The 24,859-nt window shown below is 61.7% G+C and carries 24 protein-coding genes and 1 pseudogene; 17 read left to right on the forward strand and 8 right to left on the reverse strand.

The window, feature by feature from the left end:
* Positions 1 to 1,119, reverse strand: a 1,119-nt coding sequence (locus D3872_RS19115) for a YjgN family protein (protein ID WP_182915861.1), incomplete at its 3' end; no start/stop codon positions are given.
* A 236-nt stretch (positions 1,120 to 1,355) separates the two neighbouring features.
* Here D3872_RS19115 and pyrG point away from each other — a divergent pair.
* From pyrG to D3872_RS19145, 6 genes are all read left to right on the forward strand, one after another.
* On the forward strand, positions 1,356 to 3,044 hold the full coding sequence (gene pyrG, locus D3872_RS19120) for a CTP synthase (protein ID WP_119812308.1): 1,689 nt from the start codon (positions 1,356 to 1,358) through the stop codon (positions 3,042 to 3,044).
* Positions 3,041 to 3,898, forward strand: a complete 858-nt coding sequence (kdsA, locus tag D3872_RS19125; RefSeq protein ID WP_119812309.1) for a 3-deoxy-8-phosphooctulonate synthase — start codon at positions 3,041 to 3,043, stop codon at positions 3,896 to 3,898. The genes pyrG and kdsA overlap by 4 nt, the downstream gene beginning before the upstream one ends.
* Positions 3,899 to 3,983: 85 nt before the next feature.
* A complete protein-coding gene (gene eno, locus D3872_RS19130) occupies positions 3,984 to 5,267 on the forward strand; it encodes a phosphopyruvate hydratase (protein ID WP_119812310.1) in 1,284 nt (427 codons plus the stop codon).
* Between the two features lie 43 nt (positions 5,268 to 5,310).
* Positions 5,311 to 5,661, forward strand: a complete 351-nt coding sequence (ftsB, locus tag D3872_RS19135) for a cell division protein FtsB (RefSeq protein ID WP_119812311.1) — start codon at positions 5,311 to 5,313, stop codon at positions 5,659 to 5,661.
* Positions 5,662 to 5,958: 297 nt separating this feature from the next.
* Positions 5,959 to 7,668, forward strand: coding sequence for a methyl-accepting chemotaxis protein (locus D3872_RS19140; RefSeq protein WP_119812312.1), 1,710 nt, complete (start codon positions 5,959 to 5,961; stop codon positions 7,666 to 7,668).
* Between the two features lie 203 nt (positions 7,669 to 7,871).
* The gene (locus tag D3872_RS19145) at positions 7,872 to 8,381 is read left to right on the forward strand and encodes an RcnB family protein (RefSeq protein ID WP_119812313.1); all 510 of its coding nucleotides are present in this window, start codon (positions 7,872 to 7,874) and stop codon (positions 8,379 to 8,381) included.
* A gap of 377 nt (positions 8,382 to 8,758) precedes the next feature.
* On the opposite strand, the gene D3872_RS19150 is transcribed toward D3872_RS19145, so the two are convergent.
* A complete protein-coding gene (locus D3872_RS19150; protein ID WP_182915862.1) occupies positions 8,759 to 9,211 on the reverse strand; it encodes an NUDIX hydrolase in 453 nt (150 codons plus the stop codon).
* 474 nt (positions 9,212 to 9,685) lie between these two features.
* Here D3872_RS19150 and D3872_RS19160 point away from each other — a divergent pair, with 474 nt between their 5' ends.
* On the forward strand, positions 9,686 to 10,270 hold the full coding sequence (locus tag D3872_RS19160) for an RQC-minor-1 family DNA-binding protein (RefSeq protein ID WP_119812315.1): 585 nt from the start codon (positions 9,686 to 9,688) through the stop codon (positions 10,268 to 10,270).
* Between the two features lie 563 nt (positions 10,271 to 10,833).
* On the opposite strand, the gene D3872_RS19165 is transcribed toward D3872_RS19160, so the two are convergent.
* The 3 genes from D3872_RS19165 to D3872_RS19175 form a co-directional block, all read right to left on the reverse strand.
* Positions 10,834 to 11,988, reverse strand: coding sequence for an IS110 family RNA-guided transposase (locus D3872_RS19165; protein WP_441295138.1), 1,155 nt, complete (start codon positions 11,986 to 11,988; stop codon positions 10,834 to 10,836).
* A 94-nt stretch (positions 11,989 to 12,082) separates the two neighbouring features.
* Complete coding sequence (hslO, locus tag D3872_RS19170) at positions 12,083 to 13,036, reverse strand: Hsp33 family molecular chaperone HslO (protein ID WP_119812316.1); 954 nt, start codon at positions 13,034 to 13,036, stop codon at positions 12,083 to 12,085.
* A 3-nt stretch (positions 13,037 to 13,039) separates the two neighbouring features.
* A complete protein-coding gene (locus D3872_RS19175) occupies positions 13,040 to 13,564 on the reverse strand; it encodes a gamma carbonic anhydrase family protein (protein ID WP_119812317.1) in 525 nt (174 codons plus the stop codon).
* Between the two features lie 151 nt (positions 13,565 to 13,715).
* On the opposite strand from D3872_RS19175, the gene D3872_RS19180 reads away from it, so the two are divergent.
* The 9 genes and pseudogenes from D3872_RS19180 (at position 13,716) to bamC (ending at position 21,813) form a co-directional block, all read left to right on the forward strand.
* Positions 13,716 to 14,591, forward strand: coding sequence for an alpha/beta fold hydrolase (locus D3872_RS19180; protein WP_119812318.1), 876 nt, complete (start codon positions 13,716 to 13,718; stop codon positions 14,589 to 14,591).
* A gap of 65 nt (positions 14,592 to 14,656) precedes the next feature.
* On the forward strand, positions 14,657 to 15,490 hold the full coding sequence (locus D3872_RS19185) for a 3',5'-nucleoside bisphosphate phosphatase (protein WP_119812319.1): 834 nt from the start codon (positions 14,657 to 14,659) through the stop codon (positions 15,488 to 15,490).
* A gap of 100 nt (positions 15,491 to 15,590) precedes the next feature.
* On the forward strand, positions 15,591 to 16,469 hold the full coding sequence (gene htpX, locus D3872_RS19190; RefSeq protein WP_119812320.1) for a protease HtpX: 879 nt from the start codon (positions 15,591 to 15,593) through the stop codon (positions 16,467 to 16,469).
* A 15-nt stretch (positions 16,470 to 16,484) separates the two neighbouring features.
* Positions 16,485 to 17,105 carry an L-threonylcarbamoyladenylate synthase gene (locus tag D3872_RS19195; protein WP_119812321.1) on the forward strand — a complete coding sequence of 207 codons (621 nt, stop codon included), beginning with the start codon at positions 16,485 to 16,487 and terminating at the stop codon, positions 17,103 to 17,105.
* Positions 17,106 to 17,177: 72 nt separating this feature from the next.
* The gene (locus D3872_RS19200; protein ID WP_119812322.1) at positions 17,178 to 17,831 is read left to right on the forward strand and encodes a site-2 protease family protein; all 654 of its coding nucleotides are present in this window, start codon (positions 17,178 to 17,180) and stop codon (positions 17,829 to 17,831) included.
* A 3-nt stretch (positions 17,832 to 17,834) separates the two neighbouring features.
* Positions 17,835 to 19,036: pseudogene (locus D3872_RS19205) on the forward strand (tryptophan--tRNA ligase).
* A complete protein-coding gene (locus D3872_RS19210; protein ID WP_119812323.1) occupies positions 19,036 to 19,602 on the forward strand; it encodes a class I SAM-dependent methyltransferase in 567 nt (188 codons plus the stop codon). The pseudogene D3872_RS19205 and the gene D3872_RS19210 overlap by 1 nt, the downstream one beginning before the upstream one ends.
* Before the next feature lie 89 nt (positions 19,603 to 19,691).
* Positions 19,692 to 20,567 carry a 4-hydroxy-tetrahydrodipicolinate synthase gene (gene dapA, locus D3872_RS19215; protein ID WP_119812324.1) on the forward strand — a complete coding sequence of 292 codons (876 nt, stop codon included), beginning with the start codon at positions 19,692 to 19,694 and terminating at the stop codon, positions 20,565 to 20,567.
* A gap of 70 nt (positions 20,568 to 20,637) precedes the next feature.
* Positions 20,638 to 21,813, forward strand: a complete 1,176-nt coding sequence (bamC, locus tag D3872_RS19220) for an NlpB/DapX family lipoprotein (protein WP_119812325.1) — start codon at positions 20,638 to 20,640, stop codon at positions 21,811 to 21,813.
* A gap of 219 nt (positions 21,814 to 22,032) precedes the next feature.
* On the opposite strand, the gene D3872_RS26675 is transcribed toward bamC, so the two are convergent.
* The 3 genes from D3872_RS26675 to D3872_RS19235 form a co-directional block, all read right to left on the reverse strand.
* Positions 22,033 to 22,299, reverse strand: a complete 267-nt coding sequence (locus D3872_RS26675) for a hypothetical protein (RefSeq protein ID WP_119812326.1) — start codon at positions 22,297 to 22,299, stop codon at positions 22,033 to 22,035.
* Between the two features lie 302 nt (positions 22,300 to 22,601).
* A complete protein-coding gene (locus D3872_RS19230; protein ID WP_119812341.1) occupies positions 22,602 to 23,081 on the reverse strand; it encodes a DUF7931 domain-containing protein in 480 nt (159 codons plus the stop codon).
* Positions 23,082 to 23,091: 10 nt separating this feature from the next.
* Positions 23,092 to 24,213: a cupin domain-containing protein gene (locus D3872_RS19235; protein ID WP_119812327.1), complete on the reverse strand. Its 1,122-nt coding sequence runs from the start codon at positions 24,211 to 24,213 to the stop codon at positions 23,092 to 23,094.
* A 79-nt stretch (positions 24,214 to 24,292) separates the two neighbouring features.
* On the opposite strand from D3872_RS19235, the gene D3872_RS19240 reads away from it, so the two are divergent.
* A complete protein-coding gene (locus tag D3872_RS19240; protein WP_119812328.1) occupies positions 24,293 to 24,832 on the forward strand; it encodes an FKBP-type peptidyl-prolyl cis-trans isomerase in 540 nt (179 codons plus the stop codon).
* Positions 24,833 to 24,859 lie beyond the last annotated feature (27 nt).

The following is a 24,859-nucleotide window of genomic DNA, read 5'->3' on the forward strand; positions in this document are numbered from 1 at the left end:
ATCGCTGGCGGCGGCGCGCGACGGGCCGTTGACGCCGGCCGCGACATGTTCGAACGAGCCATCGGTCTCGACAGTCATGTGCGCCAGGCGGTATTCGTAGGAGCGCACCACGGCAAACGGACGGTACAGTCCCAGCGTGAGGATGGTCAGTACTGTGTTGACGGTCAGCAGCTTCATGTAGCCGCGCGCCTTCAGGAAGGACGAAATCCGGATGCCGGGGAAACAGGTGTTGGACCATACGAGATTGCCGACCCGGACCTGTACGTAGGGTCCGGCGATGAGGTAGATCAGGTAGGCCATCACCAAGCCCATCAGCAGCGGCAGGAACAGGAATAGTGGGGGAACATTCTTGTTGTTGGGCCCGGCCACGAAGGCGAGCGCAGCGAAAGCGATCACCATGCCGATAACGACGGCAACCCACAGTCCCATGGCAACCAGGTAAGGTTTGAAGAAGCGGCGCTTCTTGACGTCGAATGACGATTGCAGCGAACCGAATTCCAGGTGCCGGTGCTGGTAGCGTTTCATCGCCCCGTGCATTAGCGGCCAGCCAAGGTAGGCGGCAAAGAACGGAAACAGCAGCGCGCCGGTCGGGTCGAGCGCCAGCAAGGCCGCCGGGAACAGGAACAGCACCAGCGGCGGCAGATAGGCCAGGTAGGCGCCCTTGACTGTGCCGCTGAAGTTGAAGCGCAGCCCGCGGTAGCGCGTATTGCGCAGGCGGAATCGCAGCGCGCCGCGCATCATGAACGGGAGCGTCAGCAGCAGCATGCCCACGATACCCATGCCCACGGCTAGCGAAAACCCGAAGGCGTAGTTATATGCGGCCAGCAGCACGACCGCCACGATGCGCCCGCGCAGGATCGCCTTCGGATCGCCGTCGAAGTCGAATGACGCCCCCGCCAGCTGCGTGTTGCGGTCAAAATACTGCAGGCGACGCACCTTCGCCCATGCCGAGTAGATGCCCAGCGTGACGACAGTCAGCAGCAGGTTGACGATCCAGATGCGAAAGTATTCCTTGCCGCTGCCTGTGAAGGTGAAGGCATGGGTTTGCAGCGCGCTGTCGCTGTCGTTGGCGGCAGCGGCGCCGGCCGGCACGCCGCCGTCTTCGGCGGGAGGCAACATGGATGGATCGGAAGAGTGCATGGGGCCTCGAATTGTCAAATCATTAAGATAATGGCGGCAATGACCAAAAAGCGCCAGCGGCCGCCCGACACTTTGTATGCAGCCGCACCATATGTCTATTGAAGATGGGTAATTGGCAGTCGGTAATGACGATTTTTGCCTTGTTTTGCGGAAGTATTGGCTGGTTTAAGGTATAATTTCAATTTCCCGCGCGTGCCGTTCGGCACCATTCTGCAATGACCAAATTTGTCTTCGTCACCGGTGGCGTCGTGTCTTCCCTGGGTAAAGGGATTGCCGCCGCCTCTCTCGCCGCGATCCTTGAATCGCGCGGCCTCAAAGTCACCATGCTCAAGCTGGACCCGTACATCAACGTCGATCCGGGCACCATGAGCCCCATGCAGCACGGCGAAGTATTCGTCACCGACGACGGGGCCGAAACCGACCTCGACCTCGGCCACTACGAGCGTTTCATCAGCACCCGCATGCGCAAGGTGAACAACTTCACCACCGGCCAGATCTACGAATCGGTGATCCGCAAGGAACGCCGCGGCGAGTACCTCGGCAAGACCGTGCAGGTGATCCCGCACATCACCAACGAGATCCAGGACTTCATCTACCGCGGCGCCGAAGGCGTGGACGTGGCGCTGGTTGAAATCGGCGGCACCGTCGGCGACATCGAATCGCTGCCCTTCCTCGAAGCTGCGCGCCAGCTGTCGCTGCGCGCCGGCCGCAAGTCGTCGGCTTTCGTTCACCTGACCCTGGTGCCGTACATCGCATCGGCCGGCGAACTGAAAACCAAGCCTACCCAGCACAGCGTGCAGAAGCTGCGCGAGATCGGCATTTCGCCGAACGCGCTGCTGTGCCGCGCCGACCGCCGCATCCCGGACGACGAGCGCGCGAAGATCTCGCTGTTCTCGAACGTCGAAGAGCAGGCCGTCATCTCCGTGTGGGACGTCGACACCATCTACAAGGTGCCGCAAGTGCTGCACGACCAGGGCCTGGACGAGATCATCCTCGAAGCCCTCGGCATCGATGCGCCGCCGGCCGACCTGTCGATGTGGACCAAGCTGATTCACGCGCTGGAGCATCCGAAGGCGTCCGTCACGATCGGCATGGTCGGCAAGTACGTCGACCTGACCGAGTCGTACAAGTCGCTGACCGAAGCGCTGCGCCACGCCGGCATCCACACCGAAAGCCGCGTCAACATCGAATACCTCGACTCGGAAGACATCGAAACCCGCGGCTGCGACCACCTGGCCAAGTACGATGCGATCCTGGTTCCGGGCGGCTTCGGCAAGCGCGGCGTGGAGGGCAAGATCATGGCCGCCCGCTACGCACGTGAAAACAAGATCCCTTACCTCGGCATCTGCCTCGGCATGCAGGTCGCGCTGATCGAATACGCACGCCACAAGGCGGGCCTGGTCAACGCCAACTCCACCGAGTTCGATACCGAGACCGACCAGCCGGTCGTCGCCCTCATCAACGAGTGGCAGAACCACGACGGCAAGGTCGAAAAGCGCGACGAGAACTCCGACCTGGGCGGCACCATGCGCCTTGGCGCGCAGACCTGCGCGGTCAATCCGGGCACGCTGGCAGCCGAAATCTACGGCAGCGTCGTCACCGAGCGCCACCGCCACCGCTACGAAGCGAACAACCACTACCTGTCGCGCGTTGAAGCGGCCGGCCTGGTGGTAGCGGCGCGCACCCCGACCGAAGACCTGTGCGAAATCATGGAACTGCCGCGCACCGGCGAAAACTCGCACCCGTGGTACATGGGCGTCCAGTACCACCCGGAGTTCAAGTCGACCCCGCGTACCGGCCACCCGCTGTTCACATCATTCATCAAGGCTGCACTGGCCCACCAGGCAGCCAACAGCCAGGCCGCCAACACCGGCGCTCCGGCTTTGCAAGGAGACGCAGCATGAAGCTCTGTGGATTTGACGTCGGCCTCGATCATGGCATCTTCCTGATCGCCGGCACCTGCGTGATCGAATCGCGCCAGATGGCGATGGACACCGCCGGCACCCTGAAGGAAATCACTTCGGCGCTGGGCGTACCGTTCATCTACAAGTCGTCGTTCGACAAGGCCAACCGCTCGTCGGGCACCTCGTTCCGCGGCCCCGGCATCGACAAGGGCCTCGAGATCCTGGCCGACGTCAAGCGCGAGATCGGCGTGCCGGTGCTGACCGACGTGCACACGGTCGAAGAGATCGCCGTCGTGTCGAAGGTCGTCGACGTGCTGCAGACCCCGGCCTTCCTGTGCCGCCAGACCGACTTCATCGTCGCCTGCGCCCAGTCCGGCCTGCCGGTCAACATCAAGAAGGGCCAGTTCCTGGCCCCGGGCGACATGAAGAACGTGATCGACAAGGCGCGCCTGGCGGCGAAAGAAGCCGGCCTGCTGGAAGATAACTTCATGGCCTGCGAGCGCGGCGTATCGTTCGGCTACAACAACCTGGTATCCGACATGCGTTCGCTGGCGATCATGCGCGAATCGAACTGCCCGGTGGTGTTCGACGCGACCCACTCGGTGCAGCTGCCGGGCGGGCAGGGTACGTCCTCGGGCGGCCAGCGCGAGCACATCCCGGTGCTGTCGCGCGCCGCGGTGGCAGCCGGCATCGCCGGCCTGTTCATGGAAACCCATCCAAATCCCGCACAGGCGATGTCGGACGGTCCTAACGCGGTCCCGCTGGGCCGCATGAAGGAATTGCTCTCGACCCTCGTCGACATCGACCGTGTAGTCAAGAAAGCCGGCTTCCTCGAATCCAGCTTCACGCAATAAGCTTGGCCGCGGCCGGTCGCATGACAGATACAGGCGGATCCTTCCGGATCCGCGCGCCCTTTTCTTACCCCTTGGAGATTAAAGCATGAGTGCTATCGTTGATATTATCGGCCGCGAAATTATCGATTCGCGCGGCAATCCGACCGTGGAATGCGACGTCCTGCTCGAATCCGGCGTGATGGGCCGTGCGGCCGTGCCGTCGGGCGCATCGACCGGCTCGCGCGAAGCGATCGAGCTGCGCGACGGCGACATGAAGCGCTACTTCGGCAAGGGCGTGCTGCAAGCCTGCGAAAATATCAACACCGAGATCTCCGAAGCGATCATGGGCCTGGACGCCAACGAACAGGCTTTCCTCGACCGCACCCTGATCGACCTGGACGGCACCGAAAACAAGAGCCGCCTGGGCGCCAACGCCATGCTGGCGGTGTCGATGGCAGTGGCCAAGGCCGCAGCCGAAGAAGCCGGCCTGCCGCTGTACCGCTACTTCGGCGGTTCGGGCGCGATGCAGATGCCGGTGCCGATGATGAACGTCATCAACGGCGGCGCACACGCCGACAACAACCTGGACATCCAGGAATTCATGATCATCCCGGTCGGCGCGCCAAGCTTCAAGGAAGCGGTGCGCTACGGCGCTGAAGTGTTCCACAGCCTGAAGAAAATCCTCTCCAACCACGGCATGGCCACATCCGTCGGCGACGAAGGCGGCTTCGCGCCGAACGTCGGCAGCCATGAAGAAGCGATCAAGCTGATCATGGAAGCGATCGAACTGGCGGGCTACGAGCCTGGCACCCAGATCGCGCTGGGCCTGGACTGCGCGGCCAGCGAATTCTACAAGGACGGCAAGTACGTGCTGTCCGGCGAAGACATGTCGCTCACCGCGACCGAGTTCACCAACATGCTCGCGACCTGGTGCGACAAGTACCCGATCATCTCGATCGAAGACGCGATGGCGGAAAACGACTGGGAAGGCTGGGCCATCCTGACCGAAACCCTGGGCAAGAAGGTGCAGCTGGTCGGCGACGACCTGTACGTCACCAACACCAAGATCCTGAAGGAAGGCATCTCGAAGGGCATCGCCAACTCGATCCTCATCAAGATCAACCAGATCGGCACCCTGACCGAGACCTTCGCCGCGATCGAAATGGCCAAGCGCGCGGGCTATACCGCCGTCATTTCGCACCGTTCGGGCGAGACCGAAGACTCGACCATCGCGGACATCGCGGTTGGCACCAACGCCCTGCAGATCAAGACCGGCTCGCTGTCGCGTTCGGACCGCATGGCCAAGTACAACCAGCTGCTGCGCATCGAGGAAGACCTCGGCGACATCGCCAGCTATCCAGGCCGCGACGCGTTCTACAACCTGAAGTAAGAGCAGGGACGCCGGCCGCCGAACGCGGCCGGCTCCTGATGCCATGCGCCTGATTACGCTCGCACTTGCCGCACTCCTGCTCCTGATCCAGTACCCGCTGTGGCTGGGGAAGGGCGGCTGGCTGCGCGTATACGACCTCGAAAGCCAGGTCGCGGGGGCGCAGCAGAAGGCGACCGACCTGCGGGCGCGCAACGCCAAGCTCGAGTCGGAAGTGAATGACCTGAAGACCGGCACCGGCGCCGTGGAAGAACGCGCGCGCTACGAGCTGGGGATGATCAAGCAGAACGAGATCTTCATCCAGGTGCTGGGCAAGAACGGCAAGCCGGTCGAATCGGCCACGCCGCCACCGCCGCCGCCTGAACCCAGGGGCGATCGCAAGGCTGTCATCGAGTAGGCAGCCGCACCGCATCCTGTAAGAGCCGTCCAGCGAAAGCCCGACGGCTTTTTTATGCGCGCCCAGTAGGGCGCCCACCCTTGTGGGGGAAAGTCCCGCCGCAAGCATGTCTACATGCCGACGACACTACGGATCGCCTGGCTGTCGTGAATCGCATCCGCGCTTTTCCCTAAACGTTCTGTCCCATCGTTCCCGTTTTTCCATGCTTATGGAATTGCCTGGCAATAATATTTAAACTATATTAAATAATCAGCAAGCAAGCCCGGAAGTAGTCTCAAACTAAATTGGAGACCAAGAATGACTATGACACTTAAAGCGCGTTTAGGTGCCGCACTCGGCTTTCTTTCCCTGTTGTCCGTCGTGATCGGGCTATTGGGACTGTACGGTATGAAAAAGACCAACGAAGGATTGGAGACTGTCTACAAGGACCGTACCGTGGCCCTGGAACAGGTTTCGCGAGTAGATCGCCTGTTGGTGTTGAACCGGCTTGCATTGTCGGAGGCGTTGCGGAAACCGATTGATACCAGCATCAAGGTCAATTCAGATCTCATTGATAAAAATGCTGCGGAGATCACCAAGACCTGGGGTGAGTTTATGGCTACTTACCTGACGCCGGAAGAGAAACGGCTGGCGGACAGGTTTTCCACGGACCGTGCAAGAATGATCGACGAGGGCTTGCGTCCCGCGGTCGCAGCCTTGCGAGAAGGCAGGATCGAGCTTGCCGGGGAGTTGGAGGCAAAGTTCCAGTCATTGATTCCCGCGGCCAGCGAGAGTATCGACGCATTGCGCAAGCTGCAAGTCGATGAGGCCAGAAAGGAATACGAGCAATCGAGTGCCCGCTACGATTCCCTTCGGAACACTGTTGTCATTACAATTACATTGGGCGCAGTGATAGCGGCCCTGGTCGGCTTTTTCCTGGTCCGCAATATCTATCGCCAGCTTGGCGGCGAGCCCGAATATGCAGCACAGATCGTGCGCAGTATTGCGGCCGGCGACTTGACGGTGACGGTCGCAACCAGGCATGGCGACCATGACAGCCTGTTGTTTGCGATGCAAACAATGCAGCAAAATTTGGCAAAGACAGTCAGCGAAATCCGGCAATCCACCGATACCATCGCCACCGCATCGAGCCAGATCGCGGCCGGCAATCTTGATTTATCGTCGCGCACCGAGGAGCAAGCCAGCTCGCTGGAAGAAACCGCGTCGTCGATGGAAGAGCTGACCAGCACCGTCAAACAGAATGCCGACAATGCGCGGCAAGCCAATCAACTGGCGGTGTCCGCGTCCGACGTCGCAATCAAGGGCGGAGCAGTGGTGTCGCAAGTGGTCGACACCATGAGCTCGATCAACGACTCGTCGAAGAAGATTGTCGAGATCATTAGCGTCATCGACAGCATTGCATTCCAGACCAATATTCTGGCGCTAAATGCCGCAGTCGAAGCAGCGCGCGCTGGAGAGCAGGGCCGTGGCTTTGCGGTGGTCGCCACTGAAGTACGCAACCTGGCGCAGCGCTCGGCGGGAGCGGCCAAGGAAATCAAGACATTGATCGACGATTCTGTTGAGAAGGTCGACGTCGGCAGCAAGTTGGTCGGGCAGGCTGGCGCCACCATGGATGAGATCGTGGCAAGCGTCAGGCGCGTGACCGACGTCATGGGGGAGATCACGGCGGCCGGCCAGGAACAGACCTCAGGCATCGAGCAAGTCAATCAGGCGATCAGCCAGATGGACCAGGTCACGCAACAGAACGCGTCACTGGTGGAAGAGGCGGCGGCAGCGGCCCAATCCTTGCAGGACCAGGCCGGAAATCTGGCGAAACTGGTCAGCGTGTTCAAGCTTGACGGGATGCACGCGGCTGTCGGCGTGCCGTTGAAGGCGATATCCCTTCCGACTCGGGCGGCAATGCCCATCGCGGCCGCAATCGGTAACGCCCCGGCAATCAATGTGAAGCCGTTCAAACGCGTAGCGAATGGGTCCGACGCCACTCGTGGCGAATGGAATGAGTTTTGAAGGCAGTCCGAATAGTTGTGAAACGTGAAAAGTTGTCTGAAACGTCGGGTAACACTTCTTACCGGTAACCGGTAGAACTGTACATGGGTAGGGGGTTAAATGAACACATGGGCGAAGGAGACGTTTTAGCTCATGTCCCTGGAGAAGATGATTCTGCAGGTGTCCAGGTAGAAAACTGTTTTCTCTTCACCGCAGGAGTTTATATGACCACGAAAGCCCTCATTATTGCCGCGATTGCCGCTACCTTTGCTTCGGGTGCCGCTGTCGCGCAGACCTACGACCGCGACTACCGCAACGACAACCGCTACGAGCAGCACGACCGATCGTACCGCGGCGATGGCAATAACCACGACCGCCGCGATCGCTGGGACCGTCACGACCGCTGGGACAACAACTACCGTGGCTACGAGCGCCGCGGCTACGGCCACAACCACGGCTATAACCACGGCTACTACCGCTACAATCACGGTTACCACGGTTACCACGGTTACCACGGTTACAATCACGGCTACAACCACGGACCGCGCTACGGCGTCCGCCGCGGCGAGTACCTGGACCACCGTTATCGCGATCACCGCTACATCGTCAACGACTGGCGCGGCCGCCGCCTGTATGCGCCACCACATGGTCATTGTTGGGTCCAGGCCGGCGACGACTACCTGCTGGTGGCGCTGGCCACCGGGTTGATCGCGCATGTGCTGCTGAGCAACTGAGCACTTGGCTGTACGAAGGGCGAAGCATCCAGGCATGCTTCGCTCTTTTTTCCGTCCGTCGAATGCGGACCAAGGCCGGATTGCGCGCTGCAAGCCCGAAGGGCCCAATCCGCAAATATCGGACGTCTCAAGTCACCTCCTCGTTACGGGCTTTATGCTAAAGTCAGTGCGAAACTATGGAGGCGCCATGTCGACCAAGATCCTCCTGCCGGCTGAGCTCGAAGCGCGCATCCTGAATTGCAGGACGACTTCGATCGCATTTTCGACTACCTCGTCCAATCAAAATGCTCCAGATCCCACTGCGCGGATTGAGGAGATCATTGCGGCCCTGGACGTGTTAGCTCAGAATCCTTTGATCGGGCGAACTGCTCACGCCGCTACCACTCCATCGTCAACAAGCGCTCAGCCATCCGCGGCCAGCACAATTTCTTAAGGTCTTCGCGCGAGGCCCACCGAAATCCGTCGGCCTCAGGCGTTGGCTCGCCGGTCTTGTGGTGAGGGAAGAAGCTCGTGCATTCCAGGTGATCGAGGCAATCCAGGCCGTCCGGCGCCTGCACATGGAACAGGTGCAGTTTCTTGTTGGGGCGGTAATCGAAGCACCCGAGATCGGCAAACAGCCTGGAGTCGAGTTCCAACCCCGATTCTTCCCTCAACTCGCGCACCGCCGCCTCGAGCGGCGTCTCGCCTGGGTCCTGCATCCCCTTTGGAATATCCCATTTGGCCGTTCCGGTCACATGGCAGAGCAATAGCTCACCTCTGGCGTTCACGATCAGGGTGCCGCAGGAAACCGGGAGCGTCATGTCATGTGTTGAACTTTGTTGTTGGTTCACGGTCAAATTCCATAAGTGCCGCAGTGAGCGATTACGCGCTGGGGTATGATTCATCAGTACCGCTTTTGCCAATCCGCAGTCGCCATCGGCGAGGTCGAAAGGTATCCTGCGGATTGAATGAGAAGCTGGGCTCGTTCAGTCCGGCTTCCGTCTGGGGCATCAGACGCCAGCAGTGGGAATCCCCTTCTGTTCACGAAGGGGAGGATGTCAAGCCTGATTGTAGCGGCAAGTTGCTAAGGCTGACTGTTAGTTGTCGTTGTATAACTAATAATGGATAATGAATCTTCAACTTTTGGAGAGTAGGCAGGACGCGGACTTCGACGTGCGCAGGGGATAGAGCTGAAAAAATGTACCTGGTTGACACAAATTTTGTCAGCGAAGCACGCAAAGGGAGGAACGCCAATCCTGGTGTCGTGCATTTCTTTCGTTCGACGCCACCGACGGAGCGCTGAAACTAAAAATGCATAATGAGACATGACGAGGCGTCCTGTACAAGTGCGGGTTCACCTTGACGCGAAAGGAATCCGATCTTTACCTGCGGAGGACGTCCGTGCCATCCTGCGCGCGGCGGATCCCTTGATCGCCACTGGCGGACGATCCCTGCTGGCAAAGGTATTACGGGGATCGCGCGCCAGTGACGTTCTGAGCCACGACCTGGATAAAAACCCTTGTTACGGCTTCTACCGCGATGTGTCCGAAGAAGACGTCCTGGCCAGGATCGACTGGACGATCCTGCATGGCTATCTGGCGATCCATTACAGCGGCCGGCTGCCCTTCCTTGTGTACACACCCGCCGGCTGGAAGATCGAACGTGAAACGTATGCCGACGAGATCATCCGCGACTTCGACGCCATGCTGGCCGGCGGAGTGCGTCCATATCCCCTTGACTTTTTGAAGGACATGAACCGCGAGCTGGTGTTTCTCGTCCTCGATAAAATCCAGGCGGCGCTCGACCCCAAATATCTTCCGGTGCTGGAGGATTGGGCGCAGGTCGACGCCAGGAAGGTCAGGGAAAGGATTCACGCTGTCACGCAGCGCATTGCGGATCGCCCGGCCTGATCGTGGCTTGCAGATTCGGCGGATACTCCCATAGCGAAGCCCATCCGCCGTTTTGGCGGGATACGCCCGGAGGGTTTTCCCACCCTTCTATGAACACTACGTTGTCAAGGGCTTTTCTCTCAAGTCCACCCATCTCCCGGCTGTATCGCTGATGTCAAGGAGGGGGTAATCCTTGACATCAGCGATACAGCCGTACACTGTCCGGCTTGGTGCAAAGGCACGCTCTACGCCTTTGCACCATGTCGACCAATCGTGCGTCTTGCTCGCCACGGATTTTCATCACGATGACTCTGTGATTCGGTACCCAAGCAACTGGTATGGCATTTTGAAGCTCTCGGTCTGCGACGTGAGACTTAGCTCACCACCTTCTATCCGCTGACGGCTTGGCCGCCTAGCCTGATACTGCATGCGCTTACGCTTAAGTTGACCGTGATGCGTACAGGCCCCATCTACTATTGGCGGTTGTCATGCAACCAGGGTGGAACACGGGCCTGTCTACTTCAAACTGCTCACTACCTTGCCAGACACCTTCTCACAACATCATCACCAAATCAAACAACGTGTCAGTGGGCCGCCGTCTTCAGCCTTGCCCCGTCGGGCACGACGTCATGCTCCAGATATCGCCACAATGCGATGACCAGGCGCCGTGCCACCGCGACGATGGCGATCCGTCGGCCGCGCTTGCTTTTGCTGCCGCCGGTGCGCTCCGCAAACCATCGGCTGATCGCACTCTCGGGCTGGTAGCGTAGCCAGAACCAGCTCATTTCGATGAGCAGCGATCGGACGCGTCGGTTACCCTGCTTGCTGATGCCCTGGTCAGCATGGCTGTTCCCGCTGTCGTAAGGCTGCGGGACTAGACCCACCGCAGCGCCAACCTGCCTTCGGTTTTCGAAGTTTCGCCAGAACAGTTCCAGCACCAGACGCTCGCTTCCCACATCACCGATTGCCCTGAGCCGCTGCAGCTTGCTCACCCGGTCCTGAACCGTCGCCGGCAGCTGCTTGAACCAGGACTTCTCCAACTCGTTGTACTGCTGCTCCACGAGCGCCATACGCTCGCATTCACGCAGCAGCCTTTCCAGCAGGTGCTGCGGCAAAGGGGAGCCGTCGTAGCAGCGTACCTTGCCTTGCTCAAGCCGCTGCTTGAAGTCCCCTGCAACGGCGGTCCAGCAGCCCACAGTGCGCAGCAGCTTGCGCATCCTGTCGCAGTGTTGCAGCACCTCTTTCTGCAGTTCGCCACGGTCGCGGGCCAGGTGCCGTTGCCCTTCGGCCTCCACCGGCGGGATCCGAATGATGCGCATGGCGTCTCGCTTGCCGCCCAGCCAGGCCCGCAGTGCGCTCACCAAGGCGATGGCGTCCAGCCGGTCAGTCTTTGCCCGGCGCGCGTGGCGCGCCACCTGAAGGCTCGCCGGATCGCATATCACGGCCTTCACTCCGAACTGTTCCAATGCCCGCGCTATCCAGAACCCGTCCTGGCCCGCCTCGAACAAAACCACCACTCTGACGTTCTCGGGCAGCCCCCACTTCTCCTTGCACCGGGCGATCTCAGCAAGCACTTGCCGCAGCCGTTGCATCGGTTCTTCCCCGTCCACAGTCCTGATCGCGGCGTTCTCGCGCTGACCGTCGTGGAGGGCGATCTTCCACTTCTTAGATGCAAGTTCGAGGGACACTGCCAAAATCAATTCGGCAGGCGTAAAATAATTTTCACGGGCTGGCATCATCTCGTTCTCCCTTAAAGATATTGGTGGAACTTTAACTTTAGGATGAATTTGAGATTATTGCTGGCCCGCCCTCCTCATACATAGTATCTACGTATCAGTGCTTCGCCTCGCTGGCCGGAATCATGGTCTGCACCGGCGTGTCCACCGCGAACAGCTGCGCGCAGTCGACCTTGTCGAAGGCGTAATGCTTGCCGCAGAAGTCGCAGTTGATCTCCAGCGCGCCCAGGTCTTCCAGCGCCGCTTCCACTTCCTCGGTACCCAGCATCTTCAGCATGTTGCCGACCTTCTCGCGCGTGCAGCTGCAGTGGAAGTGCGGGTGCACCGGCTCGAACACGCGCACCGTCTCTTCCCAGAACAGGCGGTTCAACAGGGTCTGGATGTCGGTCGACAGCAGTTCTTCCTGCTTCAGCGTCGACGCCAGCATCACCGCGCGGTTCCAGGTCTCGAGATCTTCCGCCTCGGAGGCCTGCTTGGTCTGGTCGTCCTTGCCGCTGTGGCGCGGCAGCTTTTGCAGCAGCAGCCCGCGCGATACGTGCGCGTCCGCGCCCAGCCACAGGCGCGTGTCGAGCTGCTCGGAACGCATCATGTAGTTCTCGATGACGGTCGCCATGTCATCGCCGTCCAGCGACACGATGCCCTGGTAAGGCTGCTGGCCCGGCATCTTGTCGTGCGGGTCGAGCGTGATGACAAAGCGGCCATTGCCGCCCGCATTCAGCAGCGCGGTCAGGGTGGCGTTGTCGTCGACCTGAGCGTGCTCGGCCAGCTTGGCGGTGGCGCGCATGCGCTGGTTGGAATCGCATTCCACGACCATCAGCTTGACCGGGCCGTCGCCGTGGATCTGCATGATGATCGAGCCGTTGAACTTCAGGTTGGCCGACAGCAGGGACGCCGCCGCCAGCATCTCGCCCAGCACGGTCTTGACCGCAGGCGGATAGCTGTGGCGTGCCTGTACCTCGCGCCAGGTGTCGGACAGTTCGACGAACTCGCCGCGTACGGCCGCGTTCTCGAAGATGAATTTTTGCAGGGTGTCTTTGATTTCTGTGCTCATGTTTTATCCGATTCTTTTCAGTTCTGTCTTGAACAGCTGGCCGCGCCTGACATAGCTTTGCGCTCTGGCCTGCAGGCGCGCGATGTCGTCTTCGTTAAGTGTGCGCACGGCTTTGGCGGGTGCGCCGATAATCAGCGAGTAATCGGGGAATTCCTTGCCTTCGGTGACCAGGGCGCCGGCGCCGACCAGGCAACCCTTGCCGATCTTGGCTCCGTTGAGTATCACGGCCTGGATGCCGACCAGCGATCCGTCGCCTACCGTGCAGCCGTGCAGCATCGCCTGGTGGCCGACCGTCACGCCCTTGCCGATGTTGAGCGGGAAGCCCATGTCGGTGTGCATCACGGTGCCTTCCTGGACGTTGCTGCCTTCGCCGATGGTGATGCGCTCGTTGTCGCCGCGGATCGTCACGCCGAACCACACCGAGGCATTGGCTTCAAGCGTCACCTTGCCGATCAGGTTGGCCGACTCGGCCACGAAAGCGGATGCATCGATGTCGGGAGCGTGCTCCCCCAGCTGGAAGATAGGCATGTTAGTCGTATTGGAAACGTTGGAATGGCGCTATTTTACGCCTTGAGGCCGTGTTGACCGCCGAATGCCAGCAAATGGGGCTGTAGAGCACAAAATCAACAGCAGCGTATAATTCGAACGGTCGTTCTTTTTAAATCAGGTAGCAAACATCATGAAATCATCCCGATCCGAATTCCTTACCGTGCGCGGACTGCGCAGCCATATCCGCCACTGGGGCAGGGAGGGCGCGCCCAAGATCTTCATGGTGCACGGATGGATGGACGTGGCGGCCTCGTTCCAGTTCGTGGTCGACTGCCTGCAGCAGGACTGGCACGTGATCGCGCCCGACTGGCGCGGCTTCGGGCTGTCCGGGCGCACCCAGTCCGACACCTACTGGTTCCCCGACTACGTGGGCGACCTCGAGGTGATCCTCGACCACTACTCGCCGGGCGAGGCGGTCAACCTGGTGGGGCACAGCATGGGCGGCAATATCGTCGGCACTTACGCCGGCGTGCGTCCGCACCGGGTGCGCCGCCTGGTCAACCTGGAAGGCTTCGGCCTGCCCGCCACCAAACCGGAACAGTCGCCGAAGCGCTATGCGCAGTGGCTCGACGACCTGCGCACGCCGCCGGTGCTGCGCAACTATCCGGACCGGCAGGCGGTGGCGGCGCGGCTGCAGAAAACCAACCCGCGCCTGACCGGCGAGCGGGCGGACTTCCTGTCGCAGCACTGGTCGGCGCCCAACGAGGCGGGCGAATGGGAGATCCTGGGCGATCCGCTGCACAAGAAGCCCAGCCCCATGCTGTACCAGGTCGAGGAGGTACTGGCCTGCTGGCGTGCGATCACCGCGCCGGTGATGTGGGTCGAGGCCGAGGACACCAACATGTGGCAGTGGATGGGGCCGAAGGAGCAGGCGCGCGCCGAGATCGATCGGCGGCTGTCGAACCTGGCCAACGTCACCGCGCACATGATGCCGGATGCGGGGCATATGCTGCACCACGACCAGCCGGAGCTGCTGGCGCGGATGCTGGAGGACTTCCTCAAGTAAGCGCTGCACTCAGCGTACAATGAAGCCTTCGCGACCATATTCCCGATCCGAGGTTTGTTCCACGTATGCTGACTGTCGATCTCCACTGCCATTCCAACGTGTCCGACGGCGTGCTGTCGCCGACCGCCCTGGCGAACTACGCGCACAAGGACGGCGTCGAGGTGTGGGCGCTGACCGACCACGATGAAGTCGACGGCATCGCGGAGGCGCGCGCCGCCGCGCAGGCGCTTGGCATGCGGTTCGTGCCCGGCGTCGAGATCTCGATCACCTGGGCCAACAACACCGTGCACATCGTCGGCCTGCAGGTCGACGAGAACAATCCCGCGCTTGCCCAGGGGCTGGCCGACACCCGCAGCGGGCGCGATGCGCGCGGCCGCGAGATCGCGGCGCAACTGGAAAAGGCCGGCATCCCTGGAGCCTACGAAGGCGCGCTGAAATATGTCGCGAATCCCGACCTCATGTCGCGCACCCATTTCGCGCGCTTCCTGGTGGAGCAGGGCGTGTGCAACACCATCCCGGACGTGTTCCGTAAATATCTCACCGAGGGCAAGCCGGGCTACGTGCCGCACCGCTGGGCCACCCTGGCGCAGGCAGTCGGCTGGATCAGGGCGGCCGGCGGCATCGCCGTTATCGCCCATCCGGGACGCTACAAGTTCGGCCCCACGGCCGAGGGCGCGCTGTTCGACGAATTCAAGGACCTGGGCGGCACCGCGATCGAAGTCGTTACCGGCAGCCACACGCCGGACCAGTACCCACGCTACGCCGAACTGGCGCGCCGCTACGGCTTCCTGGCTTCGCGCGGCACCGATTTCCATGCGCCGGGCGAAAACCGGATCGAATTTGCGCAGCTGCCGCCGCTGCCCTCGAACGTCACACCGGTCTGGCACGACTGGTTCTGATGCCCGGCTTAAGCCAGGGTTAAGCTTGCAATACTTGAATTTTCCATAGGGCACCCTTATCTTAGCGGCTCGTCAATCACAACTTAAGCCGGGAGGCTTCATGAAACGCATTATTCTGTTCCTCGCCACCAACCTTGCGGTGATGCTGGTCCTGTCGCTGGTGCTGAACATCCTCGGCATCGGCCGCGGCGTCAGCGCGGCGGGCATCAACGTCGGGGAATTGCTGGTGTTCTCGGCAGTGGTGGGTTTCACGGGATCGTTCATCTCCCTGCTGATCAGTAAGCCGATGGCCAAGTGGTCGACCGGCGCGCGCGTCATCGACAATCCGTCCAACTCGACCGAGCTGTGGCTGGTCAATACGGTGCGCGCGCTGTCCGAGCGCGCCGGCATCCGCATGCCTGACGTGGCGGTCTACGACGGCGAGCCGAACGCGTTCGCGACCGGCGCCTTCAAGAACTCGGCGCTGGTGGCGGTGTCCACCGGCCTGCTGCAGAGCATGAACCGCGACGAAGTCGAGGCTGTGCTGGCGCACGAAGTGGCCCACGTCGCCAACGGCGACATGGTGACCCTGACCCTGATCCAGGGCGTGGTCAACACATTCGTGGTGTTCCTGGCGCGCGTGGTCGGCTTCTTCGTCGACAAGGTGCTGCTGAAGGGTAGCGAAGACCGCGGCCCGGGCATCGGCTACATGGTCACCGTGTTCGTCTGCGAAATCATCTTCGGCCTCCTTGCCTCGATCATCGTGGCCTGGTTCTCGCGCCAGCGCGAATTCCGCGCCGACGCCGGCGCCGCCAAGTACCTGGGCACGCCGGTGCCGATGCAGAACGCGCTGGCCCGCCTGGGCGGCCTGGCGCCTGGCGCGCTGCCGCAGTCGATGGCCGCATCCGGCATTTCCGGCGGCGGCGGTGGCTGGGGCGCGCTGTTCTCGACCCACCCGCCGATCGAACAGCGCATCGCCGCGCTGTCGAACGTACGCTGAGCGCCGCCCCGGCCCATGAGTCAGTTCTTCCAGATCCATCCGGATAATCCGCAGCTCCGCCTGGTCAAGCAGGCGGCGCAGATCATCCACGGCGGCGGCGTGGTCGCGCTGCCGACCGATTCCAGCTACGCGCTGGTATGCCATCTGGACGACAAGGGCGCCGTGGAAAAGCTGCGCCGCATCCGCGGCATCGACGACAAGCAGCACCTGGCACTGCTGTGCCGCGACCTGTCCGAAATCGCCGAGTATGCGCGCGTGGACAACAAGCAGTTCCGCCTTCTGAAGGCGAACACGCCGGGACCGTTCACCGTGATCCTGGAAGCCACGCGCGCGGTGCCGCGCCGCCTGTCGCACCCGTCGCGCAAGACCATCGGCCTGCGCGTGCCGGAAAACGCGATCGCGCTGGCCCTGCTGGAAGAACTCGGCCAGCCATTGATCAGCACCACCCTGATCCTGCCGGACGGCGACATGCTGAACGACGCCGAAACCATCCGCGAGCGCATCGAAAAACAGCTCGACCTGATCATCGACGGCGGCGCCTGTTCGCTGGAACCGACCACGGTGATCGACCTGACCGGCTCCGAGCCGGAACTGATCCGCCATGGGCGGGGCGATCCCGCCCTGTTCGGCCTGTAAAGCGCGCCTGCCCAGGTCCTTTCCCCACCCACCCCCGGCGGCCGCTGCGCCGTGCTCTGTTAGAATCCCCACATGAACGAAATTATCCAGGCAATTGCCGTGTACGCACTACCGGTGATCTTCGCTATTACCCTGCACGAAGCGGCGCACGCCTACGCCGCCAAATACTTCGGCGACAACACCGCCTATTCGCAGGGCCGCATGAGCATGAACCCGCTGCGCCACATCGACCCGCTGGGCACGATCGCGCTGCCGATCCTGATGTATATATTTACGCCGTTCGTGTTCGGCTATGCCAAGCCGGTGCCGATCGACTTCGGCAAGCTGCGCAACCCGAAAAAGCAGATGCTATGGGTGGCGTTTGCCGGCCCGATGGCCAACTTCGTCATGGCCTTCGGCTGGATGCTGTTCGCGCTGGTGCTGCAGGCCACCCAGGTGTCCGAATCCTTCCCGTACAAGGTGGCGCAGGCCGGCGTGTTCGTCAATATCCTGATGTTCGTGTTTAATCTGCTACCGATTCCCCCGCTTGACGGCGGCCGCATCATGACCAGCATCCTGCCGCACCGGATGGCGTACCAGTATTCGCGCATCGAGCCGTATGGCTTCTTCATCGTTATCGGCCTGCTCGTGTTCAAGCTGCTGGACTACTGGTTCGCGCCGATGGGCGCGCTGACCGGCGGCCTGCTGGGCCTCCTGATCACTCCATTCCGACTTCTGCTGAGCTAATCCATGTATCCCGACCGCGTTGTATCCGGCATGCGTCCCACGGGGACGATGCACCTTGGCCACTACCACGGCGCGCTGAAAAACTGGATCCGGATGCAGTCGGAGCAGCCCTGCCTGTTCTTCGTGGCGGACTGGCACGCGCTCACGACGCATTACGACGATCCCACCATTATCGAGCGCAGTACCTGGGAAATGCTGATCGACTGGCTGGCGGCGGGCGTGGACCCGTCGCAGGCCACGCTGTTCATCCAGTCGCAAGTGCCGGAGCACGCCGAGCTGCACCTGCTGCTGTCGATGGCCACGCCGCTCGGCTGGCTGGAGCGGGTGCCGACCTACAAGGACCAGATCGACAACCTGTCCAACAAGGACTTGTCCACCTACGGCTTCCTCGGCTACCCGCTGCTGCAGGCGGCCGACGTGCTGATCTACCGCGCCACCGAAGTGCCGGTCGGCGAGGACCAGGTGCCGCACATCGAGATGATGCGCGAAATCGCGCGCCGCTTTAACCACCTGTACGGCAAGGAGAAGGACTTCGAAGAAAAGGCGATGGAAGCCGTCAAGAAGCTCGGCACCAAGCGCGCCCGCCTGTACAACGAACTGCGCACCGACTACCAGCAGAACGGCATCGACGACGCGCTCGAACAGGCGCGCGCCATGCTCGACGACGCCCAGAGCCTGTCGATGATCGACCGCGAGCGCCTGTTCGGCTACCTCGAGGGCAGCCGCAAGCTGATTCTGGTGGAGCCGCAGGCAAAGCTGACCGAGGCCTCGCGCCTGCCCGGACTCGACGGCCGCAAGATGTCCAAGAGCTACGGCAACGCGATCGCGATGCGCGAGGACAAGGACTCGGTGACAAAAAGGTCCGCACCATGCCGACCGACCCCGCGCGCGTGCGCCGCAGCGATCCGGGCGACCCGCGCAAATGCCCGGTATGGCAGTTGCACGAAGTGTATTCCGACTCCGCCACGCGCGACTGGGTGGTCAAGGGCTGCACCACCGCCGGCATCGGTTGCCTTGAGTGCAAACAGCCGGTCATCGACGCGATCATCAAGGAACAGGAGCCGATGCACGAGCGCGCGCAGCAATACCTGGACGACCCGTCGCTGGTGCGCGCCATCGTCGCCGACGGCTGCGACGCCGCCCGCAAGCTGGCGCAGGAAACCATGCGCGACGTGCGCGAAGCCATGGGCCTGTCGTACACCTGATGGACAGCCACGCGATTTCCCAACCGTCGGCCTGGGTGGCGCGCTTCGCGCCGCTGGCGCCAGGCGGTGAAGTGCTCGACCTGGCCTGCGGCAGCGGACGCCATGCGCGCCATTTCGCCGCATTGGGGCACCAGGTGCTGGCGGTCGACCGCGACGACGCCGCGCTGGCCGAGGCGGCGGGGCAGGGCGTCACCACGATGGCCTTCGACCTGGAAGATCCGGCGCTGGCGTGGCCGTTCGCGCGCGAGCGCTTCGCCGCCATCGTCGTGACCAATTATTTGCATCGTCCGCTGTTTGCGCAACTGGCTGCCAGCCTGCGTCCCGACGGCCTGCTGATCTACGAGACTTTCGCGATTGGCAATGAGGCCTTCGGCAAGCCGTCCAACCCGGCGTTTTTGCTGGAACACGGCGAATTGCTGGCGCTGGCGGCCGGAATGGGCCTGCGCGTAATCGCTTTCGAGGACGGCTACACGGCGGCCCCAAAACCGGCCATGGTGCAGCGGCTGTGCGCCTGCGGACCGGGGTTTGCATGGCAAAACGCGCGGCTCGCGGCGGCGTCAGGCTGATTCGAGCCGCGAATCTAGACAAGAATGAACCAATCGCGCGGGCTATCCGCTACAATCAGGCTTTTATTTACCAGCTTAGTCACATTCATATGATCAAGGGCAGCATAGTAGCAATCGTTACGCCGATGCACGCAGATGGCAGTCTGGATTATCCAGGCCTGCGCAAGCTGATCGACTGGCACATCGCCGAAGGCACCGACAGCATCGTCATCGTCGGCACCACCGGCGAATCGGCGACCGTCACCGTTGAAGAACACTGCGACCTGATCAAGTTCGCGGTCGATCACGTGGCCGGCCGCATTCCCGTCATCGCCGGTACCGGCGGCAATTCGACCGCGGAAGCGATCAAACTGACCGAATACGCGAAGCAAGCGGGCGCGGACGCCTCGCTGCAGGTGGTGCCGTACTACAACCGTCCGACCCAGGAAGGCATGTACCAGCACTTCAAGGCGATCGCCGAAGCGGTCGACCTGCCGGTGATCCTGTACAACGTGCCTGGCCGCACGGTGGCCGACATGAGCAACGAGACCATCCTGCGCCTGTCCTCGGTCCCGAACATCGTCGGCGTGAAAGACGCCACCGGCAACATCGGCCGCGGCATCGAGCTGCTGAAAATGGTGCCGAAATCGTTCGCCGTGTATTCCGGCGACGACCCGACCGCGATGGCGCTGATGCTGTGCGGCGGCGCCGGCAACATTTCCGTGACCGCCAACGTGGCGCCGCGCGCGATGCACGAACTGTGCGTGGCCGCGATGAACGGCGATATCGCCAGGGCCATCGAGATCAACAACAAGGTGTTCCCGCTGCACACCAAGCTGTTCGTCGAACCGAACCCGGTCCCGGTCAAATGGGCGCTCGCGGAAATGGGAATGATGGAAGGCGGCATCCGCCTGCCACTGGTCCCGCTCTCGGCCAACGCCCACGACACCGTACGCGACGCCCTCAGCGACGCCGGCGTCCTTTAACTGCCCCGGCCCCACAAGGGCCTGGATCACCCTGACATCCGCTGCCTGCAGCTTCATAACCAGTTACGACATGACAATTCGCAAGACAACTAGCTCCGCCTTGACGACTTCCGCTACCCGCGGCCTCGTCCTCACCGCGCTGATGGCCAGCCTGGCCGGCTGCGGCATGATCGGCTCGGTCGTCGAGTCCGACAAAGTCGACTACCGCGGCGCCAAGAAGGCCCAGGCCCTGGACGTACCGCCGGACCTGACCCAGCTGCAGAAGGACAACCGCTACGCCGTGCCTGACGGCCGCGGCGTGGCAACCGCGTCGGGCTACCAGCAGGCGCGCGGCACCCAGCCTGCGGCGGCAGCGCCGTCGGGCGAACAGATCGGCGTCGCCAGCACCGGCGCTATCCGCGTCGAGCGCGCCGGCAGCCAGCGCTGGCTGGTGGTCAACCAGACCCCGGAACAACTGTGGCCGCAACTGAAGCAATTCTGGACCGACAACGGCTTCGCCGTCGCCAGCGAATCGTCGGCGGCCGGCACCATGGAAACCGACTGGACCGAAAACCGCGCCAAGCTCCCGCAAGGCACGATCCGCGACACGCTGGGCAAGGTCTTCAACTCGTTCTACTCGACTGGCGAGCGCGACAAGTACCGTACCCGCCTCGAGCGCGCGGCGGACGGCTCGACCGAGATCTACATCAGCCACCGCGGCATGGAAGAAGTGCTGGTAGGTTCGCACAAGGAATCGACCACCTGGACCAACCGCCCGAACGATCCCGGCCTCGAAGCCCAGTTCCTCGGCAAGCTGATGGCCAAGCTGTCCGGCACGCCTGACGTGAAGACCGCCGAAAGCGCGGTACAGAGCGCCGTGGTCGCGCCCCAGCACGCCAAGCTGGTCAATGCAGCCGGCGGCGACTACGTGGAAGTGGACGAAGGCTTCGACCGCGCATGGCGCCGTGTCGGCCTGGCGCTCGACCGCGTCGGCTTTACCGTCGAAGACCGCGACCGCGTGCAAGGCACCTACTTCGTACGCTACGTCGATCCGGACGCGGCGGACACCCAAGGCTTCCTGAGCAAGCTGCTCAGCTTCGGCAAGACCGACGACAAGGCCAAGGAAGCGCAGCGCTACCGCATCCTCGTCAAGAGCGAGCAGGGCGCGACGGCCAGCCAGGTCTCGGTGCAGAACAACGAAGGCAAGGCGGAAGTGTCGGCGACCGGCGCCAAGATCCTGAAACTGCTGAACGACGAGCTGAAGTAAGATCCTCCGCACAAACGAAAAACCGGCCGATGGCCGGTTTTTTTTCGCGTGCGGCACTTACAATTGTTTCCGATTGTTTCAATTTAATTGATCGGGGACAGACCTTAAAATCGGGGACAGACCCCAAGATCGGGGTCTGTCCCCGATTTTGGGGTCTGTCCCCGATCTTTAGGCGAAAAAAAACCGGCCCGCAGGCCGGCTTTTTCTAAATCATGCTGATTACTTAGCAGGCGATGCAGCAGCTTCAGCAGCGGCCGGCGCAGCAGGAGCAGCAGCGTCAGCAGCTGGCGAAGCAGCGGTTGCTGCAGCAGCAGCGTCAGCTGCTGGTGCGGCAGCTGCTGGTGCGGCTGCGTCAGCTGCTGGTGCGGCTGCGTCAGCTGCTGGTGCGGTTACTTCTGCTGCTGGAGCAACAACTGGCTCTTCTTTTTTCGAGCAAGCAGCCAGAGCAACAGCCATCAGGGAGACGATCAGCAAAGATTTTTTCATGGGTTTTCCTTAGATTAATTCAAAGTTAAAACAACTTGTTGCGATGAATAATTACCGGTAATTATCGCTCGTTAGAAAATTCTCGTAGGCTTTCATTACCTGTGATGGTGCCTGACAGACAACGGAAACTTCCTAACCCGATATTATAGCTAAATATCATAGTTCGCAATAGCACAATCATGCCCCGATGAAATATTGGACGAAATTTCCAGCATCATATTGTTGCAAACGGCACATCTGGTTGAAACTTGTCAATGAAGACCGTTAAAACAAAACAAAATTTGCCAAATTTGCATTTTGCCTTATAACCCGGTCGTGGTGGCATGCAAGCCGGGAAGCGACTCGGCCCAGATGCCGCGGAAGCGTTCCGCGCTGATTTCGGCGGCCTGCGGCGTATGGAAAGCGGCCTCGCCGCGCATGTGGTCGCTATGGAACCGCCGCACGATGTGCACCTCGTCGCCGATGCAGAACGAATCCGTCAGCTGGTGCAGGTTGCGGCCGGTGACCCGGCATTCGATGCGGTGGCTGTAATCGCGCAGGAGCGTCAGGAAGCGCGGGTAGTAGCGCTCGATATGGCCGCTGCTGTGCATGGCCAGGCGCAGGTGGCCGCCGCGCCTGAGGAAATGGCGCAGCGCCGCGTCGACATCGGCGGCCCCCAGCGGGAACACCGAAAAATCGGGATCGAACATCTCGAGTGAAGCGACCGAGTTCTCCAGGACGGTGCGCAGGTGCGCCTCGAACTCCTGGTGGCCCGTGAATCCCTGCACGCCTGCTTCCACCATGCCCATCTCCTTAATCCAGTTCCACCCATCCGTCCTGGTACCACGCATACAGCGCTTCCATCACGTCATCGGACGCACCGGCCAGCGCGGGGCCGTCGATGCGGCGCTGGTTCGCCAGCACGTCGAGCAGCGACTTGTCGGCGCGGCCCACGGCGAACGACTCGCCGTTGATGAACACGTGCTTGCCGCGGTAAAGCATCAGCGTCTTGAGCGACAGCGCCACGCCGCGCTTGCCCGCGGCTTCCGCGAAGCGGCCCATGGTCAGCGGCTTGGCCGGCCCGGTGAAGAACACATTGTGCTTCGGCTCCGACAGGTACTCGCCGAGGAAGATGGTGACGTCGTCCTCGGTGAAGCGTACCTTGTTCATCTCTTCGACGATGGCCGACAGCATGTGGCGCGGGATCTCGGCCGGGTTCTTCGCCACGTCGAGTTCGGGATCGGCGTAGCGACCCGGCAGGTCGATCGAGTCGGCCATGAACTGCAGGAAGTTCTCGCCCAGTTCCTGGTACGACGGCGAACGGAAGCCGATCGAGTAAGTCATGCACTCGCCCTCGGCGATGCCGTCGTGCGCGTAGTGTGGCGGCAGGTACAGCATGTCGCCCGGCTCCAGCACGAATTCTTCCTGCGGCTTGAAGTCGGCGAGGATCTTGAGCGGCAGGCCTTCGACCAGCGACAGGTCTTTCTGCGCACCGATGCGCCAGCGGCGCTTGCCCTGCGCCTGCAGCAGGAACACGTCATACGAATCGAAGTGCGGACCGACGCCGCCGCCGTCGGTGGCGTAGCTGATCATCAGGTCGTCGAGGCGTGCGTCTGGCACGAAGCGGAACTGGCGCAGCAGCGCATCGGCCGCCGCGTCGTACAGGTTGACGCCCTGGACCAGCATGGTCCATTCGCCGGCGTCGCGCGCGGGCAGCTCCTCGATCGGGCCATGCTGCATGTCCCACTGGCCGTTGAAGTGGGTGATCAGGCGCGCTTCGACGTGGTTTTTCTTCGCCAGTGCGGCCAGCGCATCGAGCTTGAGCAGGGGCTTGAAGCCGGGGATGGCGTTACGGATGAGAAGCGGTTTCTTGTGCCAGTAATCGCGCAGGAACTGGGCCGGCGTAATGTCGCCGAGGAGCTGTAATTTTTTCATGCGCCATTATAACCAGCATCGAATCCTGCGGAACCGGGGCCAGAGTATAATCTGCCCGACAACATAGAAAGGATGTACGATGAAGATTGCCAAGAACACGGTCGTGACAGTCAACTACAAGCTGTCGGACGCGCAAAACAACCTGATCGAAGACGGCAAGCAGCCGATGGTATACCTGCACGGCGGCTATGAAAACACGCTGCCGAAGATCGAAGAAGAACTCGATGGCAAGGAAGTCGGCTATTCCTCGACCATCCAGATCGAACCGGAAGACGCGTTCGGCGACTACGACCCTGAGCTGGTCAAGATCGAAGAGCGCAAGCGCCTGCCCGAGCCGCTGGAAGTCGGCATGCAGTTCGAAGGCATGCCGGACAATCCGGAAAGCGATGAAGAGCCGATGGTATTCACCGTCACCGAAATCGCCGACGACAAAGTGGTTCTGGACGGTAACCATCCGCTGGCCGGCATGGCGCTGCGCTTCGAGCTGTCGGTCACCGACGTCCGCGCCGCGACCGAAGAAGAAATCCAGCACGAGCACGTGCACGGCGCGCACGGCCACCACCACGAGGATGACGAAGGCGAAGAGGGCGACGAGTTCCGTACCCATCCGATTCATTAATCGTCGTTAGAAACACGTAGGGCGGAT

It is taken from the genome of Massilia cavernae (assembly GCF_003590855.1).
GTDB classification, from domain to species: domain Bacteria; phylum Pseudomonadota; class Gammaproteobacteria; order Burkholderiales; family Burkholderiaceae_D; genus Telluria_A; species Telluria_A cavernae.

Excerpts from the sequence above, each read along its gene's own strand:
- htpX (WP_119812320.1), top strand. The coding sequence starts at position 15,591 with ATGAAACGCATTATTCTGTTCCTCGCCACCAACCTTGCGGTGATGCTG.
- pyrG (WP_119812308.1), top strand. The coding sequence starts at position 1,356 with ATGACCAAATTTGTCTTCGTCACCGGTGGCGTCGTGTCTTCCCTGGGT.
- D3872_RS19195 (WP_119812321.1), top strand. The coding sequence starts at position 16,485 with ATGAGTCAGTTCTTCCAGATCCATCCGGATAATCCGCAGCTCCGCCTG.
- bamC (WP_119812325.1), top strand. The coding sequence starts at position 20,638 with ATGACAATTCGCAAGACAACTAGCTCCGCCTTGACGACTTCCGCTACC.
- D3872_RS26675 (WP_119812326.1), bottom strand. The coding sequence starts at position 22,299 with ATGAAAAAATCTTTGCTGATCGTCTCCCTGATGGCTGTTGCTCTGGCT.
- kdsA (WP_119812309.1), top strand. The coding sequence starts at position 3,041 with ATGAAGCTCTGTGGATTTGACGTCGGCCTCGATCATGGCATCTTCCTG.
- D3872_RS19230 (WP_119812341.1), bottom strand. The coding sequence starts at position 23,081 with ATGGTGGAAGCAGGCGTGCAGGGATTCACGGGCCACCAGGAGTTCGAG.
- D3872_RS19240 (WP_119812328.1), top strand. The coding sequence starts at position 24,293 with ATGAAGATTGCCAAGAACACGGTCGTGACAGTCAACTACAAGCTGTCG.
- D3872_RS19185 (WP_119812319.1), top strand. The coding sequence starts at position 14,657 with ATGCTGACTGTCGATCTCCACTGCCATTCCAACGTGTCCGACGGCGTG.
- hslO (WP_119812316.1), bottom strand. The coding sequence starts at position 13,036 with ATGAGCACAGAAATCAAAGACACCCTGCAAAAATTCATCTTCGAGAAC.
- D3872_RS19210 (WP_119812323.1), top strand. The coding sequence starts at position 19,036 with ATGGACAGCCACGCGATTTCCCAACCGTCGGCCTGGGTGGCGCGCTTC.
- D3872_RS19200 (WP_119812322.1), top strand. The coding sequence starts at position 17,178 with ATGAACGAAATTATCCAGGCAATTGCCGTGTACGCACTACCGGTGATC.
- ftsB (WP_119812311.1), top strand. The coding sequence starts at position 5,311 with ATGCGCCTGATTACGCTCGCACTTGCCGCACTCCTGCTCCTGATCCAG.
- D3872_RS19235 (WP_119812327.1), bottom strand. The coding sequence starts at position 24,213 with ATGAAAAAATTACAGCTCCTCGGCGACATTACGCCGGCCCAGTTCCTG.
- D3872_RS19175 (WP_119812317.1), bottom strand. The coding sequence starts at position 13,564 with ATGCCTATCTTCCAGCTGGGGGAGCACGCTCCCGACATCGATGCATCC.
- dapA (WP_119812324.1), top strand. The coding sequence starts at position 19,692 with ATGATCAAGGGCAGCATAGTAGCAATCGTTACGCCGATGCACGCAGAT.
- D3872_RS19140 (WP_119812312.1), top strand. The coding sequence starts at position 5,959 with ATGACTATGACACTTAAAGCGCGTTTAGGTGCCGCACTCGGCTTTCTT.
- D3872_RS19180 (WP_119812318.1), top strand. The coding sequence starts at position 13,716 with ATGAAATCATCCCGATCCGAATTCCTTACCGTGCGCGGACTGCGCAGC.
- D3872_RS19160 (WP_119812315.1), top strand. The coding sequence starts at position 9,686 with ATGACGAGGCGTCCTGTACAAGTGCGGGTTCACCTTGACGCGAAAGGA.
- D3872_RS19165 (WP_441295138.1), bottom strand. The coding sequence starts at position 11,988 with ATGATGCCAGCCCGTGAAAATTATTTTACGCCTGCCGAATTGATTTTG.
- eno (WP_119812310.1), top strand. The coding sequence starts at position 3,984 with ATGAGTGCTATCGTTGATATTATCGGCCGCGAAATTATCGATTCGCGC.
- D3872_RS19145 (WP_119812313.1), top strand. The coding sequence starts at position 7,872 with ATGACCACGAAAGCCCTCATTATTGCCGCGATTGCCGCTACCTTTGCT.